At 68.2% G+C, this 16,962-nt stretch carries 13 protein-coding genes and 4 pseudogenes; 10 read left to right on the forward strand and 7 right to left on the reverse strand.

The features are described 5' to 3' along the window. Positions 1 to 71 precede the first annotated feature (71 nt). Both FB465_RS00460 and FB465_RS00465 read right to left on the reverse strand, forming a co-directional pair. Positions 72 to 1,388, reverse strand: a complete 1,317-nt coding sequence (locus tag FB465_RS00460; RefSeq protein ID WP_145797047.1) for an IS630 family transposase — start codon at positions 1,386 to 1,388, stop codon at positions 72 to 74. 137 nt (positions 1,389 to 1,525) lie between these two features. Continuing rightward, a pseudogene (locus tag FB465_RS00465) lies at positions 1,526 to 2,437 on the reverse strand (transposase). A gap of 75 nt (positions 2,438 to 2,512) precedes the next feature. On the opposite strand from FB465_RS00465, the gene FB465_RS00470 reads away from it, so the two are divergent. Then, positions 2,513 to 2,794 (forward strand): hypothetical protein, encoded by a 282-nt coding sequence (locus FB465_RS00470; protein ID WP_145786592.1) that lies wholly within the window; start codon positions 2,513 to 2,515, stop codon positions 2,792 to 2,794. Here FB465_RS00470 and FB465_RS00475 read toward each other — a convergent pair. Next, positions 2,791 to 2,988 (reverse strand): annotated as a pseudogene (locus FB465_RS00475) (zinc ribbon domain-containing protein); the annotation flags it as partial. The gene FB465_RS00470 and the pseudogene FB465_RS00475 overlap by 4 nt on opposite strands. A gap of 599 nt (positions 2,989 to 3,587) precedes the next feature. On the opposite strand from FB465_RS00475, the gene FB465_RS00480 reads away from it, so the two are divergent. Then, positions 3,588 to 4,814, forward strand: a complete 1,227-nt coding sequence (locus FB465_RS00480; protein ID WP_145786593.1) for an IS110 family RNA-guided transposase — start codon at positions 3,588 to 3,590, stop codon at positions 4,812 to 4,814. A gap of 116 nt (positions 4,815 to 4,930) precedes the next feature. Here the strand turns inward: FB465_RS00480 and FB465_RS00490 are convergent. Next, a pseudogene (locus tag FB465_RS00490) lies at positions 4,931 to 5,413 on the reverse strand (helix-turn-helix domain-containing protein); the annotation flags it as partial. 48 nt (positions 5,414 to 5,461) lie between these two features. On the opposite strand from FB465_RS00490, the gene tnpA reads away from it, so the two are divergent. Beyond that, positions 5,462 to 5,890: an IS200/IS605 family transposase gene (gene tnpA, locus FB465_RS00495; RefSeq protein ID WP_145786594.1), complete on the forward strand. Its 429-nt coding sequence runs from the start codon at positions 5,462 to 5,464 to the stop codon at positions 5,888 to 5,890. Between the two features lie 339 nt (positions 5,891 to 6,229). On the opposite strand, the pseudogene FB465_RS00500 reads toward tnpA, so the two are convergent. After that, positions 6,230 to 7,822 (reverse strand): annotated as a pseudogene (locus FB465_RS00500) (glycoside hydrolase family 5 protein); the annotation flags it as partial. A 176-nt stretch (positions 7,823 to 7,998) separates the two neighbouring features. On the opposite strand from FB465_RS00500, the gene FB465_RS00505 reads away from it, so the two are divergent. The 5 genes from FB465_RS00505 to FB465_RS36475 all read left to right on the forward strand — a co-directional run bounded on the left by FB465_RS00505 (position 7,999) and on the right by FB465_RS36475 (position 12,924). Then, positions 7,999 to 9,078 (forward strand): tyrosine-type recombinase/integrase, encoded by a 1,080-nt coding sequence (locus tag FB465_RS00505; protein WP_145786596.1) that lies wholly within the window; start codon positions 7,999 to 8,001, stop codon positions 9,076 to 9,078. Next, entirely contained in the window at positions 9,075 to 9,404 is a 330-nt protein-coding gene (locus FB465_RS00510; protein ID WP_145786597.1) for a helix-turn-helix domain-containing protein, read from the forward strand. Before FB465_RS00505 ends, FB465_RS00510 begins: the two co-directional genes overlap by 4 nt. A gap of 412 nt (positions 9,405 to 9,816) precedes the next feature. After that, positions 9,817 to 10,995: a site-specific integrase gene (locus FB465_RS00515; RefSeq protein WP_145786598.1), complete on the forward strand. Its 1,179-nt coding sequence runs from the start codon at positions 9,817 to 9,819 to the stop codon at positions 10,993 to 10,995. Positions 10,996 to 11,177: 182 nt separating this feature from the next. Next, positions 11,178 to 11,750, forward strand: a complete 573-nt coding sequence (locus tag FB465_RS00520; RefSeq protein ID WP_145786599.1) for a YrhB domain-containing protein — start codon at positions 11,178 to 11,180, stop codon at positions 11,748 to 11,750. 289 nt (positions 11,751 to 12,039) lie between these two features. Then, the gene (locus tag FB465_RS36475) at positions 12,040 to 12,924 is read left to right on the forward strand and encodes a tyrosine-type recombinase/integrase (RefSeq protein ID WP_246192425.1); all 885 of its coding nucleotides are present in this window, start codon (positions 12,040 to 12,042) and stop codon (positions 12,922 to 12,924) included. Positions 12,925 to 13,185: 261 nt separating this feature from the next. Here FB465_RS36475 and FB465_RS00530 read toward each other — a convergent pair whose 3' ends face one another. Further along, positions 13,186 to 14,049 (reverse strand): ABC transporter permease subunit, encoded by an 864-nt coding sequence (locus tag FB465_RS00530; RefSeq protein ID WP_145786601.1) that lies wholly within the window; start codon positions 14,047 to 14,049, stop codon positions 13,186 to 13,188. Further along, complete coding sequence (locus FB465_RS00535; protein ID WP_211785687.1) at positions 14,046 to 14,957, reverse strand: ABC transporter ATP-binding protein; 912 nt, start codon at positions 14,955 to 14,957, stop codon at positions 14,046 to 14,048. Before FB465_RS00535 ends, FB465_RS00530 begins: the two co-directional genes overlap by 4 nt. Positions 14,958 to 15,091: 134 nt before the next feature. Here FB465_RS00535 and FB465_RS00540 point away from each other — a divergent pair, with 134 nt between their 5' ends. Continuing rightward, positions 15,092 to 16,279: a sensor histidine kinase gene (locus FB465_RS00540; RefSeq protein ID WP_342791773.1), complete on the forward strand. Its 1,188-nt coding sequence runs from the start codon at positions 15,092 to 15,094 to the stop codon at positions 16,277 to 16,279. Further along, a complete protein-coding gene (locus tag FB465_RS00545) occupies positions 16,276 to 16,962 on the forward strand; it encodes a response regulator (protein WP_145786603.1) in 687 nt (228 codons plus the stop codon). The genes FB465_RS00540 and FB465_RS00545 overlap by 4 nt, the downstream gene beginning before the upstream one ends.

Consider the following 16,962-nt stretch of genomic DNA (forward strand, 5'->3'; position numbering starts at 1 on the left):
CGCCACGTCAAAGCACGGCGAACGTTGCCTGATGCGGCACTAGTGTGATGCGCCGTAAATCACGAGGGAAACTATTCCTGCGTTGATGGCCCAGGTGGGTTGATCTTGGCGAGGTAGTCAGCGAGGGATTTGAGGATCTCGTCGGCGGTCTTGGTCCAGGTGAACGGTCTCGGGTTCTGGTTCCAGGTGGCGATCCACGCCTTGATGTCGTCCTCGAGGGCTTTGACGGAGGTGTGGACGCCGCGGCGGATGAGTTTGTCGGTCAGCAGGCCGAACCAGCGCTCGACCTGGTTGATCCAGGACGAGCCGGTCGGGGTGAAGTGGACGTGGAAGCGCGGGTGCCGGCCGAGCCAGGTTCTGATCTCGGCGGTGTTGTGGGTGGCGTAGTTGTCGCACACCAGGTGCACGTCGAGCTCGGCGGGGACGGCCTTGTCTATCGTGACCAGGAATTTCTTGAACTCCAGGGCCCGGTGGCGGCGGTGGAGTTCTCCGATGACGGTTCCGTCGGCGATGTTGAAGGCTGCGAACAGGCTGGTGATGCCGTGGCGCAGGTAGTCGTGTGTGCGGCGTTCGGGCATGCCCGGCATCATCGGCAGGACCGGCTGGGACCGGTCCAGCGCCTGGATCTGGGACTTCTCGTCGACGCAGAGCACGACCGCCTTCTCGGGCGGGTTGTGGTAGAGCCCGACCACGTCCACCACCTTGTCCACGAACTGCGGGTCGGTGGAGAGCTTGAAGCTGTCCTGCTGGTGCGGCTTGAGGTCGAACTTCTTCCAGATCCGCCCGATGGTCGACTTCGACAGCCCTGTGCGGGTGGCCATCGACGCCCGCGACCAGTGCGTGTCGTTGCCCGGTGTCGACTCCAGTGTCGCCACCAGCACGTCCTCGACCTGGTCGAGCAGGATCGAGGGCGGCCTGCCCGGACGCGGCTCGTCCTGCAGGCCGTCCAGCCGCTTGTCGATGAACCGGGCCCGCCAGCGCTCCACCGTCGACTCGTCAACGCCCAGGTCCATCGCGGCCTGCCGGTTCGTCCCGCCGTCCGCGCAGCGCAGCACGATCCTGGCCCGCAGCGCGAGGTACTGCGCGGTCTTCGCCCGCCTGGCCCAACGCGTCAACTGGTCCCGCTCGGCGTCGCTCAGGACCAGGTCGGCCTTCGGGCGACCGATGCGGCCCTCATCCTGCAGGCCGGCCAGTCGGTCAGCAGCGAACCTACGACGCCACTTGGACACTGTCTTCGCCTGGACGTCAACATGCCGCGCGGCAGCGGCATTCGACATGCCGTCAGCGCACGCCAGAATGATCCGGGCCCGCTCGGCGGCTCTCCGGTCCCACGACCCGGCTCGACGCACCAACTCGGCACGCTCGTCCTCGGACAGCGAGATCACCACAGCAGAAGGCCCAGGGTGCGACACCCGAAAAGGGTAGCAACTTTCCCTCGTGATTTACGGCGCATCACACTAGGCACACTTAACGAGCTGGTGCGTGATTGCGGTGGCGATGTGACGGCTTGATCGTTCTCTCTTGGTCAGCTGGCGGCAGTGCGGTCGGAGACGAGGCCGGCGACGGCGAGATAGGTGGCGGGGGGGGCTGGGTCCAGCGCGTCAGGCCCTTCCAACGCTTGTGGTCGGCGAGGGCGTGCTCGACGGAAGTGCGCTGGGAGGAGTGCTGGTGCGGGCCTGTTCCCGGGCTTCGTGGACCTCTGGTGCGGCGATCTTGTTCGGCTTTCTCGGCGGTGTGACCGCCCTGCCTGGGTGGTCTCGCCGGAGGCCCAAATGCCCGTCATCCAGAAGGACTTGGACCCTGGGGAACTGCCGGAAGAGGTCGTCGATCCCCTCGCCTCGTATCGCCGTGGCGTCGTGCATGGGCCCCGGTCGGAGGTTGCCGGTCCACAGGGTGCGGCCCTTGCCGTCGGCCACGACGGTGGCCTTCATGGTGTTCTGCTTCTTTTTCCGGAGACGAACGCCCGGCGCCCACTGCGGTGCGGGGCTGGGCGGCAGAGCTGGACCTCGGTGGCGTCCAGCCGCAGCACGACACCCTCGGCCTGGGCGTAGGCGAAGACGTCCGCCAGGGTCCGCAGCCGCACCCCAGGGCGGTCGGGCACCGCGAAGCCGCGAGCGGCGAGCAGGTCCCTGGCCTCGTGAATCGCACGGCTGATCGTGGAGCGGTCGACTCCGAAAAGCAGGGCCAGGACCGCGTGCGGCAGGTCGTGTCGCAGGTGGATGAGCGTGGCGCTCACCCGGTCCACGAACACGAGCCGGTGCCTGGCACCAGCACCGGCCGCCCGTCGCCGCTCTCCACCACGGGCGGCATGCCGCCGTCCCTCGACCACCGCATGCCACGGAGACGCCAGCTCGACGACCAGGTCCGCCAGATGGTGCCGCGAGATCCCGGTCAGCACCCGATGGCCGAGGACCGCGCGGTTCACCTTGATCGTCACACCGTCAGATCCTGCCGTCCGCAACCGCGCTGGTCACATCGCCACCGCAATCATGTACCAGCTCGTTATACGCATATGCAACGCCGCCACCGCACTGCCGCCACCGTCGGTGTCACCACGCTCGCCGCCGCGCAGGCCGGCGCCTACGGCTGTACTCGGGACGGGGTGGCGGCGAACCTGGTCTACACCAAGTCCATTCCGACCGTCAGCAGCGGGAACGGTGGGACGCTGTTCACCTACTGGGACGGGTACGCGAACTGCTCGGTCTTCGTGAAGTCGGCGTACACGGGCACCAAGACCTGGACGTACCTGTTCATCACGGACTACAACGGTGACGGAGGCGGCAGCGATAGCTAACCCTTCCGGGCGTTGCGACGGACCAGCCCGGCCCGTTGAACGTTGACGGCTCCCACTGTGTCGGCGTGCGCCTGGTGGCCGCACCTGACACAGTGGAACGTCTCCTGTGTGGGCCGGTTCTCCGCCGAGACGTGCCCGCATGCGGGGCACTCGCGGGAGGTGTTGCGGGGGTCCACGGCGATCACTTCCCGTCCGGCGCTCTCAGCCTAATTCCTTCGTAAGCACTCCGCGGGCTTTCGCGGCTCGGCGGGGTGGTTCGAACGGGTTGTGATACCTGCACTCCACTCGGCCCTCAAGGAGGTCTGTGACGAGCACGGCTGCGCAACCCAGCTGGTGGGTGGTGGTTCTTGAGCTCCGGTGGATACCTCTCAACGTCATGGCCGAGATGCCTTCCCACAGAGCGGTGCCATCTGGTGCTATCACGGCCGCCACCCACCAGCGCTGACACTGCTGGCAGTTGTGTGGGCGCCGGACGCACGCCTTCTTTCAGCCCGGCCACGACGTCTCCGCCAAGATCGGCGGCATCCGGCGCCTTCACTGCCGCCAGCGGCGTCAACACCGTTTGCTTGATCACTCGTTGGAGTTGGTGGTGCGAGCCCGTCGCACGGTGATCTCTCGCTTACCCCGAGCCGTCCGAGCTCTGGGAACAGACCGGGGCCCGTGCGGTGAGCTGGTGCCACGAACGGCTTGTGAGGTGTCGGCCCGGTCCTTGATCGAGGCCTGGAATTAGGTCGCTGCGTGGCCCCGCATGCGCTCGTGACCAGCGCAAACAGCCACACTCGGGGAGGGAAAGTTGATCTACTGCGGCATCGACTGGGCCGAGAGGACGCACGACGTCGCCCTGGTCGACGACGACGGCAAGCTCCTGGCCAAGCGCCACATCACCGACGACGCAGCCGGCTACAAGATCCTGCTGGACCTGCTCGCCGAGCACGGCGACACCGAGGACATCCCGATCCCGGTCGCCATCGAGACCTCCCGCGGCCTGCTCGTCGCGGTCCTTCGGACCGGGAAGCGCCAGGTCTACGCCATCAACCCGATGGCCGCCGCCCGCTACCGCGACCGCCACTCCGTGACCCGGAAGAAGTCCGACCCCGGCGACGCCCTCGTCCTGGCGAACATCCTCCGCACCGACCGGCACGCCCACCGGCCGCTGCCGCAGGACAGCGATCTCGCCCGCGCCATCGCCGTCCTCGCCCGCGCCCAGCAGGACGCCGTCTGGAACCGGCAGCAGCTCGCCAACCAGCTCCGCTCGCTCCTGCGCGAGTACTTCCCCGCCGCCATCGACGCCTTCCTGCACTGGCAGAACGGTCTTTGCCGCCCCGAGACCCGCGTCCTGCTGGAGCTTGCTCCCACGCCCTCGCGCGCGGCCCGGCTGTCGCTCGCGCAGCTGCGGTCAGCGCTCAAGCGCGCCGGCCGCCAACGCCGGATCGACGCCGACGCCGAGCGCATCCGCGAGGTCCTACGGGCCGACTACGCGCACCAGCCTCCGTTGGTCGAGGACGCGCTCGGCAAGCAGATGCTCGGCCTGTTGCGGCAGCTGGACGCCGCCTGCACGGCCGCTGACCAGCTCGCCGAGGCGGTGGAAGAGGCTTTCCCTCAGCATCCGGACGCCGAGGTGATCTTGAGCTTCCCCGGGCTCGGCACCCAGCTCGGCGCCCGGATCCTCGCTGAGATCGGGGACGACCACGCCCGCTTCACCACCGCCCGCGGGATGAAGGCCTACGCCGGCGCGTCCCCCATCACCAGGGCGTCCGGCAAGAAGTCCAGCATCACCAGACGCTGGGTGAAGAACGATCGGCTCAACCACGTCGGCTACCTCTGGGCCTTCGCCTCACTGACCGCCTCGCCCGGGGCCAAAGCCCATTACGACCGACGGCGCGAGGCCGGGGACTGGCACGCCGCGGCTCAGAGAAACCTCTTCAACAAGATGATCGGCCAGCTCTACTGCTGTCTCCAGAAGCACATCCTGTTCGACGAGAACCTCGCCTTCCCCACACAACTTCTCGAAGCTGCTTGACGACTTAGCTCCGTGAGGTGTCTTGGCGTGCAGGATCGTCAGGAAAACCCCCCAACCGGCATCAGCTATCGAGCGGTTGAGCCCGGCCTTGGCGGCCGCCCCGTTGGGCAGGAAGCTGAGACGGTCTTGACCCTGCCGACAACCGGGCGGTGCTGGTTGACCTTGACGTGGCCGACACCCTGGAGGCGGACTCGGGTGACCGGGTCGTGCGGCGTGCTGTCCCACCGGCAGCCGTCCCCGTCCTTGGGGAAGTCCACCGTGTCGAACCAGTTCACCCCGCGAACGCGCGGGTAACCGGGTGTCTCGCCGGACTTGACCCGGCGGAAGAACGCTTGCATCGCCTTGTCCAGACGGCGAAGCGTCGCCTGCTGACTCGAGAACGACCAACGGCCCTGACGCTCCGGGTCGAACGCCCGGATCTCCTTGAGCTGCGCGGACTGCATCCCGTACTTGATGCTCGTCCTCGACACGTGCCGCCAGGCGTCGCGCCGTTCCTGCAACGCCCCGTTGTAGAGCGAGCAGTGATCCCGCAGCATCTCGCCGAGAGCCTGGGCCTGGCCCACGGTGGGCCGCATGAGGAACTTGTACGCACGGATCACCCGGCCCACCCCCCTTCGGTCGAGCTCGCTCGATCATACACTTGGCCCATGTCACCACGCTGGGAACCAGATCCCGATGTTCGCAGGGGAAACCATGTCGTCCACAATCTGCACGCACACTTGGTGTTCGTCACCAGGTACCGGCGTGAGATCTTCGATGACGCCATGCTGACGCGCTGCGAGGAGATCATGCGGGACGTGTGCGAGAGCTTCGGCGCGGAGCTGCGCGAGTTCAACGGCGAAGGCGATCACGTCCACCTGCTGGTGCACTACCCGCCCAAGGTCGCCATCTCCAAACTGGTCAACTCCCTCAAGGGCGTCAGCTCCCGCTACCTCCGCGCGGAGTACACCGGCCGGATCAACCGGATCGGCATCGGGCCAGTGTTCTGGTCACCCTCGTACTTCGCCGGGTCCTGTGCCGGCGCACCGCTGAGCATCGTCAAGAAGTACATCGAGAACCAGAAGCGGCCTACCTGACCGTCACGCCGGAGGCGCAGAGACCTCCGGCGCTCCGCGCCTCCGGGCCGGGGATCGCATTCCCGCCCGGCCTGAAGGCCGGGATTCCCTGCGAGATCAAGGGATGGAGGACCCGAACGGCAAGACGGTCGTCTACTACGTCACCGCCTGGCACTCCTGCGGCTGACCCGGCCGGACCGACCGGCCTGGTGACCCCGCGCCGGTCGTCCATCTCCCGCCCCGGATACCGGCCGGAGAATCACCAGTCCCGCGTCCGGGGACAGTCATCCTGACAATTCGGTGACAGTTTCCATGCCACGCGCCTCACGGACCTCCTGGTGGTCGGCGGGCGATGGGAAGTCAGTTCAGGGGGCGGCAGAGCAGGGCGTCCGGGACGCCGCCCTGGTTCCAGTTCCAGGTGTAGGCGACGCCCGCGATGTACTCGTTGTCGGCGCACTGGCCATTGTAGTAGCCGGGTGCCCAGTCACTGGCCACCGATCCGCCGGTTGCGGGGCGATTGTCGCCGCGGTCGAACCACAGGGTCCGGCCGCCGGTCGGCAGCGGACCGGCCGCCGGGGCGCACAGCAGCGAGGACATCGCGTTGGAGTGCACGCTGTAGCCGACCGCGAAGGAGTTGTTCGGGCACTGGAGCTTGCTGTAGCCCGACGCCCAGTCGCCGCCGGTGACATAGCGCTCGTCGGTGACCTTCACGAACGCCCCGCTGCCGGCGGCCGGTTGGCCTGCGTCGGTGCACAGGCCGCGGCTGTCGCTGCGCCCGAGGCCGACCAGGCGCTGGGTGTCGGGGCAGCTGGCCTTGCGGTTGCCGTTGTCCCAGTCGCCCTGGGCGAGCATCCGGGCGGACACGTTGTAGTCGGTGTGGTCGAGGTTGAGCATGTTCCAGCGCGGGCTCCTGGCGACCTGACCGGTCAGGCTCGGGGCGTTGATCAGCTTGTTCCAGTCCGTCGCCCGCCAGTCACCGGGGTCGTTGATGCCCAGTTGTTTGCCGGCGCTGTCGTAGGAGAGCAGCGCCCAGTTGTCGAGCGGCTTGCCGCTGCTGTCGGCCCAGCCGACCAGCGGCCAGATCGCGAAGTCGGTGTCCCTGGCGATCAGGATGTCGGTGAAGTTGTCGAACCAGGCCTGCTCCTTGCCGGCGGTGGAGCCACGGCCGCCGGCACCGAACTCGCTGACCCACACGGGGGCGGTGAAGTGCTGCCCGGACTGGGTGACGAACAGCGCCTCGTCGTTCACCACCTGGGCCAGTTGGTCCGGGGTGAAGTCCTCGTAGCGGGGGTCGCCGGTCGAGCCGAAGCCACTGCTCGCTCCGGTGTTGGCCGGCCCTGTGTAGGCGTAGAAGTGCGCCGAGTAGACCAGCTTGTCCGACCGGATCAGCGTGTTCGACAGCGTGGCCACCGGGGTGAGCATCGGTCGGGTGTGCCAGGTGATATCGGTCGGGATCCCGGACCAGTTGATCCCCTCCATGATGATCAGCATGTCCGGGTCGGCCTGCAGGATCTTGTTGCCCGCCTCCTCGAAGGCGGCGTTCTCGTCGTGCGCGTCGCCCATCCCCCAGTTCGGGTTGTCCCAGGTGTCCCGCCGGACCTCGTTGCGCAGGTCCGCGCCGACCACCCGCTTGTTCGCCTTGTAGCGGTTCACCATGAACTGCCAGTCGTCCTCCCACTGCTGGGTGGACTGGCCGCTGTTCCAGCGCTCGTTGCCGTCCAGGCCGCAACAGAAGCGGTAGGTGGTCGTGTGGTTGTTGAGGATGACCGCGAAGCCGTCGGCGGTCAGCGCGGCGACCACCGCGTCGTACACCTGTAGCGGCGTCTTCCCGCGCAACTGCGGGTTCGCCGCCACCGCCGCGTCCGGCACCACCGTCGTGTCGTGGATCAGGGCGTCGGCGAACGGCAGCCGGATGCTGTTGAGGCCCAGGCTGTGGAGCCCCGCCATGAGCTGCGCCTGTGCGACATCCCGCGAGTTCTCCTGAGGCCTGCTGAGTGCCCGAGGCCGTGGCCAGGGGCTTCTTCCTCCTTCGAGTGCTCCGCCGGCCTGTGACGTAACCTCAGGATTCCTGAAGCGTTCTCAACTCATCCGACCGATCTGCGGTCCGGTCGAAGGCGAGGAGGCGCGAGTTGGCGGCGCTGGCGGTGGTGCGGGACCTGCGCGAGTACCGGGATCCGGTCTCGGCGGAGGAGCTTGAGCAGTTCGAGACCGACGTGCTGGCCGGGTTCGTCTTGGCCCGGGCCTCGGCCGGGCTGACGGACGGCACGATTCGCGGCGACGTCGGGCACCTGGAGCAGATGCGGACGTGGTTCGGCCGTCCGCTGTGGGACATGGAGCCGACCGACGCGGACGCGTACTTCGGGCGGGTCCTGCGGGGCTCGCCCAGTGGTACCCGGCTGGCCCGCTCCCAGGCGCTGACCACGTACTTCATGTTCCTGGAGCTTCGGCACAAGGTCGAGATCCATCAGATGACCGGGCGCGTGGTCGAGTGCCCGATCGACGAGATGAACCGTCCGCGCGGCTCCAAGGACGCTCAACTGCGGATCCCGCCCACCGAGCCGGAGGTCGGTCAGCTATTCACGGGCTGGGGCGGTGAGCTCGCGACCTGCCGCAAGTTTGCTCCGACAGCCCGCAACTACACCGCCGCGAAGCTGATGTCGCAGGTCGGGTTGCGGGTGAACGAGGCGTGCAAGCTCGACCTGGACGACATCAAGTGGAACCTGGGCCGGTTCGGCAAGCTCCATGTCCGCCACGGCAAGGGCGCTCGTGGCTCGGGGCCACGTGAGCGAATGGTGCCGCTGATCAACGGCGCGGACCGGACGCTGCGGTGGTTCATCGAGGATGTGTGGGGCCAGTTCGACGACGACCACACCCGCCCCGGCGCCCCGCTGTTCCCGAGCGAGCGCAAGAACACCGACGGCTCCGCGCGCCGGGTCGGCGATGACGCCCTGCGTGATGGTCTGGCAGCGGCCGTCGAGGCCCATCTGCCGCTCTGGACAGAGAAGTTGACTCCCCACGTCCTGCGGCACTTCTGCGCGTCGGAGCTCTATCAGGGCGGCCTGGACCTCATCGCAATTCAGGAGGTTTTGGGACATTCATGGATCGCCACGACGATGCGATACATCCACGTCCAGCAGACCCGGGTCGAAGACGCCTGGATCACCGGGCAACAGCGGGCCGCGAAGCGACTGGAAGGACTCCTGGGATGAAGTGGAACCTACGGCTGACCGCCGCGAACAAGGGCGTCTGGAAGGCATCTGAGCTCCAGCGGAGCCTGGCAGAGCACGGCCTGGTGATCTCGGCCGGGAAGATGTCCGGGCTGTGGTCCGGGCAGCCGGTCTCCCTGAAGCTGGAGGACCTCGATGTCATCTGCGTCGTTCTCGACTGCGAAATCGGGGACCTGCTGATCCCCGAACCAGCGAAGGTCCAATCCCCCGGGCAGCAGGAGACGGCTCGAGCGGCGGTCGGAGCCAGCACCACCGCCCCGACAGTGGTGCCCAAGCGCCGCGACGGCCGTTCCCTCCCGCCGGTCTGACGCCGGCATCGCCGCGGTGGGCAAGATCAGCGATGACAAGCCGGCAGCCTCCTGCGCGGGCTGCTTCGCTTGGGGACAACTGCCCGGCCGGTACTGCCGAGGTTGCTACACCTACGGCCAACAGCATGCCGTCGGACGGTGCTCGGGTTGCCGACGCGAGGTTCCCGTTGACGACAAGCACGGCTACTGCCGCCTCTGCCGGGCTCAGGCGACCTGGGCGATCAAGGCCAGCGGCAAGGCATCGGTGTTGGAGCCGTACCTACGTCAGGTGACCTGCCAGCAGCTGTTCTTCGCGAACCTGCAGCGGCCCCGAAGCGGCGGCCCGCCAGTCGGCAAGCAAGGGCGTCGCGTTCCGAAGCGGTCACCAGCACCTGCCTGGCCAGGCACGCTGGCGGACTGGATCCAACCGCCGTTGTTCGCCGCCGCACGGGACTACCGCAAGTTCGACCGGAAACAGCACGCTGACCTGGCCAATCCATGGCTGGTTCGAGGTCGGCGGGCAGCTCGCGCGCTGAGCGAGGCGCGCGGGTGGAGCCGCTGGATCACCAGTGACGTCGACCGGGCTCTGGTCATCGTGCTGTCCGGTCATACAGAGGCCGAGCCGATCCGGTACTCCGAGCTCTTCCCGGCCCTGCGAATCCGGGGGCTCCCGGTAGGTCGGACCGCCGAAGTCCTTGACCAGCTGGGCCTGTTCACCGACGATCGCGCTCCCGCAGTCGACCGGTGGCTGGAACGCAAGCTCGACGCAGTCGCCCAGGGCATCCGCAGCGAGGTCGAAGCCTGGGCCCGCACCCTGCTCGACGGCGGGCAACGGTCCGAGCCTCGCGCGCGACAGACAGCATGGGCCTACCTCAACGAGGTCCAGCCGGTGCTGCTGGAGTGGTCCAGCCGCTACGACCATCTGCGGGAGGTCACGCGCGAGGACGTCATCGCGGCCCGGGACGCCGTCAGCGGCAAGCAGCGGGAGAGCCGGCTCGTCGCACTGCGGTCACTGTTCCGTCACGCGAAGAAGAACGGCCAGGTCTTCCGCAACCCCACCCTGCGGATCCGCGTCCCACGGCAGGCCGGCGGCGTCATCCAATCCCTCGGGCAGCCGGACATCGACGAGGCGATCGCCGCCGCCACCAGCCCGGACATCCGGCTCATCATGGCCCTGGCCGCCGTCCACGCGGCACGACCGAGGACGATCCGCACGATGCAACTGGATGACGTCGACCTCGGCAACCGGCGCATCACCGTGGGCGGGCACGTCCGCCCACTCGACGACCTCACCCACCGCGCTGTCCTGGACTGGCTCGACCACCGCCGCAACCGCTGGCCGAACACTGCCAACCCCCACCTGCTGATCACCCAGAAGACAGCCGTCGAACTCGGGCCGGCGGGCAAGCTCTGGACCACCCGGGCCACCCGCAACCTCACCGCCACCCTGGAACGGCTCCGCGTCGACCGCCAGCTCGAAGAGGCCCTCACTCACGGACCCGACCCGCTCCACCTCTCCCTCGTCTTCGGCATCGACGAGAAGACCGCCATCCGCTACGCGGACTCGGCCCGGCGCCTCCTGGAAACAGTGCCGAGTCGTGGAACTCCGTGACAGCATCGCTGGATGATCAACGCTGAGGACCTGGTCGGCAGACGCCTGCTTGACCAGCACCTGGGGCCCGTCGAAGAGCATCTCCCGAGGTGGGCGCGTGAATCCATCGCCCTGGGTTCACAGCGAGCCCACCTGGAGAAAACCCCTGTTCATGTCCCACACCGTGCGAGATGCTGCCGGACATGATCGAGCGTGAGTTCGCGATCCGGGCGGCCCAAGAAGATCTGGATCGAAGGTTCTCGGGGCGACTGGTGGTGACCAAGGCTGAGGAGCACGAACTCGTCTGGATCGTCTACTACCAGACCGCGGAGTACCTACGCACGGGCGACCCGAGTCAGCTCTTGGGCGGCAATGGCCCCTACCTGGTTGATCGCCTCGATGGGAGTCTCCACCAGATCGGACCGGTCACCGCTGTTACCGGCGAGTGGGAGCTGGACTACCGGACCCGCATTCGGAAGATGCCCACACGCACCGCAGTGGATGACCTGCACGAGGAGATCCGCCGGGCAGCGGCGGCCCACGGACGAATCATCGCCATGCACGTGCTGCGGCAACGGGTCCACACGCTCACGCACGCGCAAGTCATCGAGTACGTCACCGCTCTGCAGGCTGGCGCCGCACCACCGCACCTGGTGGACATCGCCACCAGGGCGCTCGTCCCTCCCCTCGATCCCGTCCTCAGCGTCCACACCATCCGCGGCGCGGACCTGACCCAGGCTCTGGAGGCGACCGACAAGGGTGGACCCGTGTCTTGATACGAACTCGCGGGTCCCCTCGCGAGAATCAGGGTGGTGGACCCGCGGGTTCACCATGAAGGACCTTCGGTTTCCATGAACCCACGGGGCTCAAGGACGTGTCCTCGTATAGCTGCCGCCACCCGACAAGTAGCTCTCCATAACTGCCCTTGCTGTCGGTAACCAGCAATGACGACTGGATCGGGGCCTGGCTGACGATCTGACAAGTTGTGTCCGTCGATGGCTTGGACCATCCGTCGCGGTAAATCTCGGATTTACCGCGACAGGACCTCTATCCTCGGATCGGCGGATGCTGGCCGGCGACCAGACGCCGACCGGTCCGGCCCGGCGCGGGGCGAAGCCGCCGACGCTGGAGCTCTCCGCGCTGGACGACCCCGGCCTGCCGGAGGTCCTGGCCGAACTCGCCGCCGCCCGCGCGGACGAGATGGACCCGGACACCGTCAACCGCGAACTGTCGATGGTGCGCAAGGCGATCGGCTGGTGGCTGCGGCAGGGCTGGATCAGCACCGACCCGACGCTGGGCATCGAGCGCCGGCCGTCCCCGCCGGACAAGACCAAGGCGCTCTCCCTCGCCCAGGTCGCCGCCGTCTGGCGCCTGGACGACGTGAGCCTGAGGGACAAGACGCTCTGGCGGCTCCTCTACGAGTCGGCGGCCAGGGCCGAGGAAATGCTGTGCCTGAACGTGGAGGACCTGTTCACCGCCGACAAGCGCGGCAAGATCAAGGCCAAGGGCGGCGCGATCGAGTGGATCCACTGGCAGTCCGGCGCGGCCCAGCTGCTGCCCCGCCTGATCGCCGGCCGCGCCAAGGGACCGCTGTTCCTCACCGAGCGCCGGGCCCCGGACGGCACGCCCAGCCTCGATGTCTGCCCGACGACCGGCCGGGCCCGGCTGTCCTACCGGCGGGCGGAGGAGATCTTCGAGGAGAGCACCCGGCTGCTGGCCAACCCGCTCGCCCGGCCCGACCAGTGGGAGGACCTGCAGGGCTGGACGCTGCACCGCTGGCGCCATTCGAGCCTCACGCACGACGCGGAGAACGGCACCAGCACCCCGATGCTGCTGGCCCGCTCCCGGCACGCCTCCGTCCGGTCGCTGGAGCGGTACGCCCGCCCCGGCGTCGACGCGGTCGCCCGGCACGTCGCCGCCCAGGACCCGGCCGCCCGTCGACGGAGATGAACGGCAGAGTGGGTAGGGCGGCCAAGGCGCCCTACCCCAGGCAGCCCACCGGGGTCTGCGGCGCGAATCGCGTGACCGCCCGGAGCTCTCGCTGACGAGCCCGCAGGTTCGCTGGGAAAGCGGCGTTGGTGGCCAACTGATGCCGTGCAGGCTCTCCAGCCCCCCTACCTGCGGCGAGCACGCGGGGCTGCTGTCAGCACGCAGTCCAGCCCATTCAGCGCCCTGGCTTGCCGTCTCTGCTGGTTGCGGGGCCTGGTGTGCTCATACGTCGCGGTGGCGGAGGGCCATCACAGCGATGACGCAGGAGACGAAGCCCCAGATGGGGAGCGCGATCCACGCCTCCGTGTTCGACGGGTGATAGCCGACGATGTGCCCGGATCCGAGGTGTGTGAGCTGGAGGAACGCGGAGAACGGCAGGGCGTTGCTCACCTGCTCGAAGAAATTGCCGGTGTGCAGCAGCTTGTCGTCGGGCGCCAGCAGGCCCATCGGCACGATCATGAAGTTCACGAAGAGGACGAAGATGGTGACCGCGCCGTTGCGGATGAGCGTGCCGACGGCCATCCCGATCAGGCCGGACACCGGGAACGTGATCACAACGGCCGTGAGGAGGCCCGGCAGACCGGGGGTGCTCCAGGAGAACGCGGTGATGCGGTCCGAGTAGATTGCCATGGCGATGCCCCATGAGCCGACGCCGACGAGCAGGCCGATGACCCCCAGTACGGCCGTCACGACGGCGGCCTTGGCCAGCACCACTCGGCTGCGGGCCGGCACGGCGATGAACGTCGTGCGGATCAGTCCGTTGGCGTGCTCGCCGACCACGGTCTGTGCGCCGATCGCGCCGGCAATGGTCATGAGCAGGAGATACGCCGGGGGGTAGAGGGTTTCGTGCCCGGGGTCGAAGATCTGCTTGAAGTCGTCCTCGAAGCCCGGCCAGGCGGTGTAAGCCTGGTTGGCGCCGTCGTAGGCGACGTACCAGGCCAGGATGACGATGCCGGCCAGCACGATCAAGGTCGAGCGCAGTGACCAGAGCTTGATCCATTCGGCGTCGAGCAGGTCGCGCCACCGCGGAGGAGCCCCGACAGCGGACGGGACGGTGGCCGTGGGTGAGGTAGTGAGCGTGGTCATCGGGGGTCTCCGGCGCGGTATTGGACACTGTCGGCGGTCAGCTGCATGAACGCGTCTTCCAGCGATCCGCCATGGGCGGTGACTTCGTGGACCATGACGCGGTGGGTGAAGGCGAGCTCGTTGATACGGGCCGCAGTCAGGCCGGTGACGCTTAGGGTGCCCTGGGACTCCGCCAGCACCGACGCGCCGACGTTTCGCAGGACCTCCGCCAAGGCGTCCGGGTCGGGGGTACGTACGGTGACGCCGGCATTGGCAGCGCGGGCGGCGAAGTCGCCGACCGGCTCGTCGGCGATCAGCCTGCCGCCTCCGATGACGATGAGGTGGTCGGCGGTGTTCGCCATCTCGCTCATCAGGTGGCTGGAGACGAACACGGTCCGCCCCTCACCGGCCAGGCGGCGGAACAGCTCGCGCGCCCATCGGATGCCCTCCGGGTCCAGGCCGTTGACCGGCTCGTCGAAGAGCAGGACGGGCGGGTCACCGAGTAGGGCGGCGGCGATGCCCAGGCGCTGCCGCATGCCGAGGGAGAATCCGCCGATCCGCCGACGGCCCGCCTCGCCCAGGCCGACCATCTCCAGGACCTCCTGGACCCGACGCCGGGGCAGACCGTTGCTGCAGGCCAGTGCGGCCAGATGCGCGTTCGCGGTGCGTCCCTTGTGGACGTCATTAGCATCCAGCAGGGCGCCGACGTGGCGCAGTCCGGTGCCGAACTCGCGGAACGGGCGGCCGTCGATGACGGCGGTGCCGCTGGTGGGGGTGTTCAGCCCCAGGAGCATGCGCAGGGTGGTGCTCTTGCCTGCGCCGTTGGGGCCGAGGAAGCCGGTCACCTGTCCGGGCCGCACGGTGAAGGTCAGGCCGTTCACGGCCAGGACGCTGCCGTAGTGCTTGGTGAGTTGGTTGAGTTCGATCACCCGGTCAACGCTGTCGCAGGCCGGCCCCGTACAGCGTCCGGACACAGGCGGACCTCCCGAACGAGCCGGTCCCCCTGCGGGCGTACGCCCGCGGGGGGACGCCCGGCGGTGGATCGGATGGCTACGATCGGCCGGTGGATCAAGTAATGCCGCGGCTCCCGCTGCTGAGACGGATATCGCCGGGCGCATGGATTGCGGTCACCCGCTGCGTGGCCGGCTTGTTCGCGCTGGTGCTGTTCACCGCGATGAACGTCTTCTTCTACCTTTCCCCGGATCGATTCCTTCGCTGGGGGCTTTGGGCCGGGGCGGGCGTGGCCGTCGTCATGGCGTTGCCGATCGGAGTGGCCCGCCGTCGGCCGCTGCCGGTGCTCGGGCTGATGCTCGCCGATTCGATAGCGGTCATGGTGCTCAGGGAGCGGACGTGGCCGCTGTTCCCGGCCATGGATGTTCTGATCTGTTACATCGCGGCCACCCGGTCGCGCCGAACCGGCATCGCGGCCGCCGGCACCGTGCTGGCCGTCTGGGCCGGCGCATTCATGGGCAATTGGGTGACCGTGCGCCGTGGGAACGAGATGGTCAGTGATCTGCTCTCCGAGGTGTCGGGCGCCGCCTTGACCGTCGTCATCGCCTGGATGATCGGCAACTCGATCCGCCAGCGGCGCGACTACCGTGAGGCCTTGCACGCGGAGGCAGCAGCCCGGGCGGTGGTCGCCGAACGGCTGCGGATCGCCCGCGAACTGCACGACATGGTCGCCCACAGCATCGGCGTCATCGCGATCCAGGCCGGCGCGGCGGGCCTGGTCATCGACACCCAGCCAGCCGGGGCGCGCAAGGCGCTGAGCGCCATCGAGACCACCAGCCGCGAGACGCTGGCCGGACTGCGACGCATGCTCGGCGCACTCCACCAAGCGGAAGCGGATCCGGCGAAAGCCGCTCCGGCAGCGGGATTGGAGGCCGTTGACCGGTTGGCCGCGACAACGGCCGACGCCGGAGTCCGGGTTGAGGTGCACTGGCTGGGACAACGGCGCCCGCTGCCCCCCGAGATTGACCTGGTCGCCTTCCGGATCATCCAGGAATCGGTCACCAACACGGTGCGCCATTCAGGCACCCACCACTGCCAGGTGTCCGTGGAGTATCGAGACGAGGAGCTGGCCATCGAGGTCGTCGACGACGGGCGCGGCCCTGTGCGTGCCGATGCGGCGGCGGGGGCCGGCTATGGGATCTCCGGGATGCGCGAGCGGGTTGCCCTGCTGAACGGCCGGTTCAGCGCCGGGTCCAGGCCCGAAGGCGGCTTCCGGGTGGCGGCTAGGCTGCCGACATGACGATCCGTATCGTGCTCGCCGATGACCAGGAACTGGTTCGCGCCGGGCTGAGCATGGTCATCGCCGACATCCCGGACCTCGATATCGTGGGCGAGGCCGGAACGGGTGCGCAGGCGGTCGAGCTGGCATCGGACCTCAAGCCCGACGTCGTGGTGATGGACATCCGCATGCCCGGCATGGACGGCATCGAAGCCACCCGAATCATCACGGCGGGCTCCGAGACGACGCGCGTCGTCGTCCTGACCACCTTCGACGACGACGACAACGTCTACGCCTCGCTGCGCGCCGGTGCGAGCGGATTCCTGGTTAAGGACATGGCGCTGGTGGACATCATCGCGGCGATCCGCGTTGTCGCCGCTGGCGATGCCCTGATCGCGCCGAGCGTCACCCGCCGCCTCATCGAGGAGTTCGCCGGGCGGCGCGAATCCTCCTCCAGCCTCCGGACGGGGGGACCACCCCCATCACAGAGTCGGCAGATCGACGGCATCACCGGACGAGAGCGCGAGGTGCTGACCTTGGTCGGGCGCGGTATGTCCAACAGTGAGATCGCCGCTTACCTCTTCATCGGCCCCGCCACCGTTAAGACCCATGTGGCCCGTCTGTTGACCAAGCTCGACGCCCGCGACCGGGTCCAACTCGTCATCGCCGCCTACGAAGCAGGCCTGGTGTCAGCATCCAGTTGA

Source organism: Kitasatospora atroaurantiaca (assembly GCF_007828955.1).
In the GTDB taxonomy this organism is placed as follows: Bacteria; Actinomycetota; Actinomycetes; order Streptomycetales; family Streptomycetaceae; genus Kitasatospora; species Kitasatospora atroaurantiaca.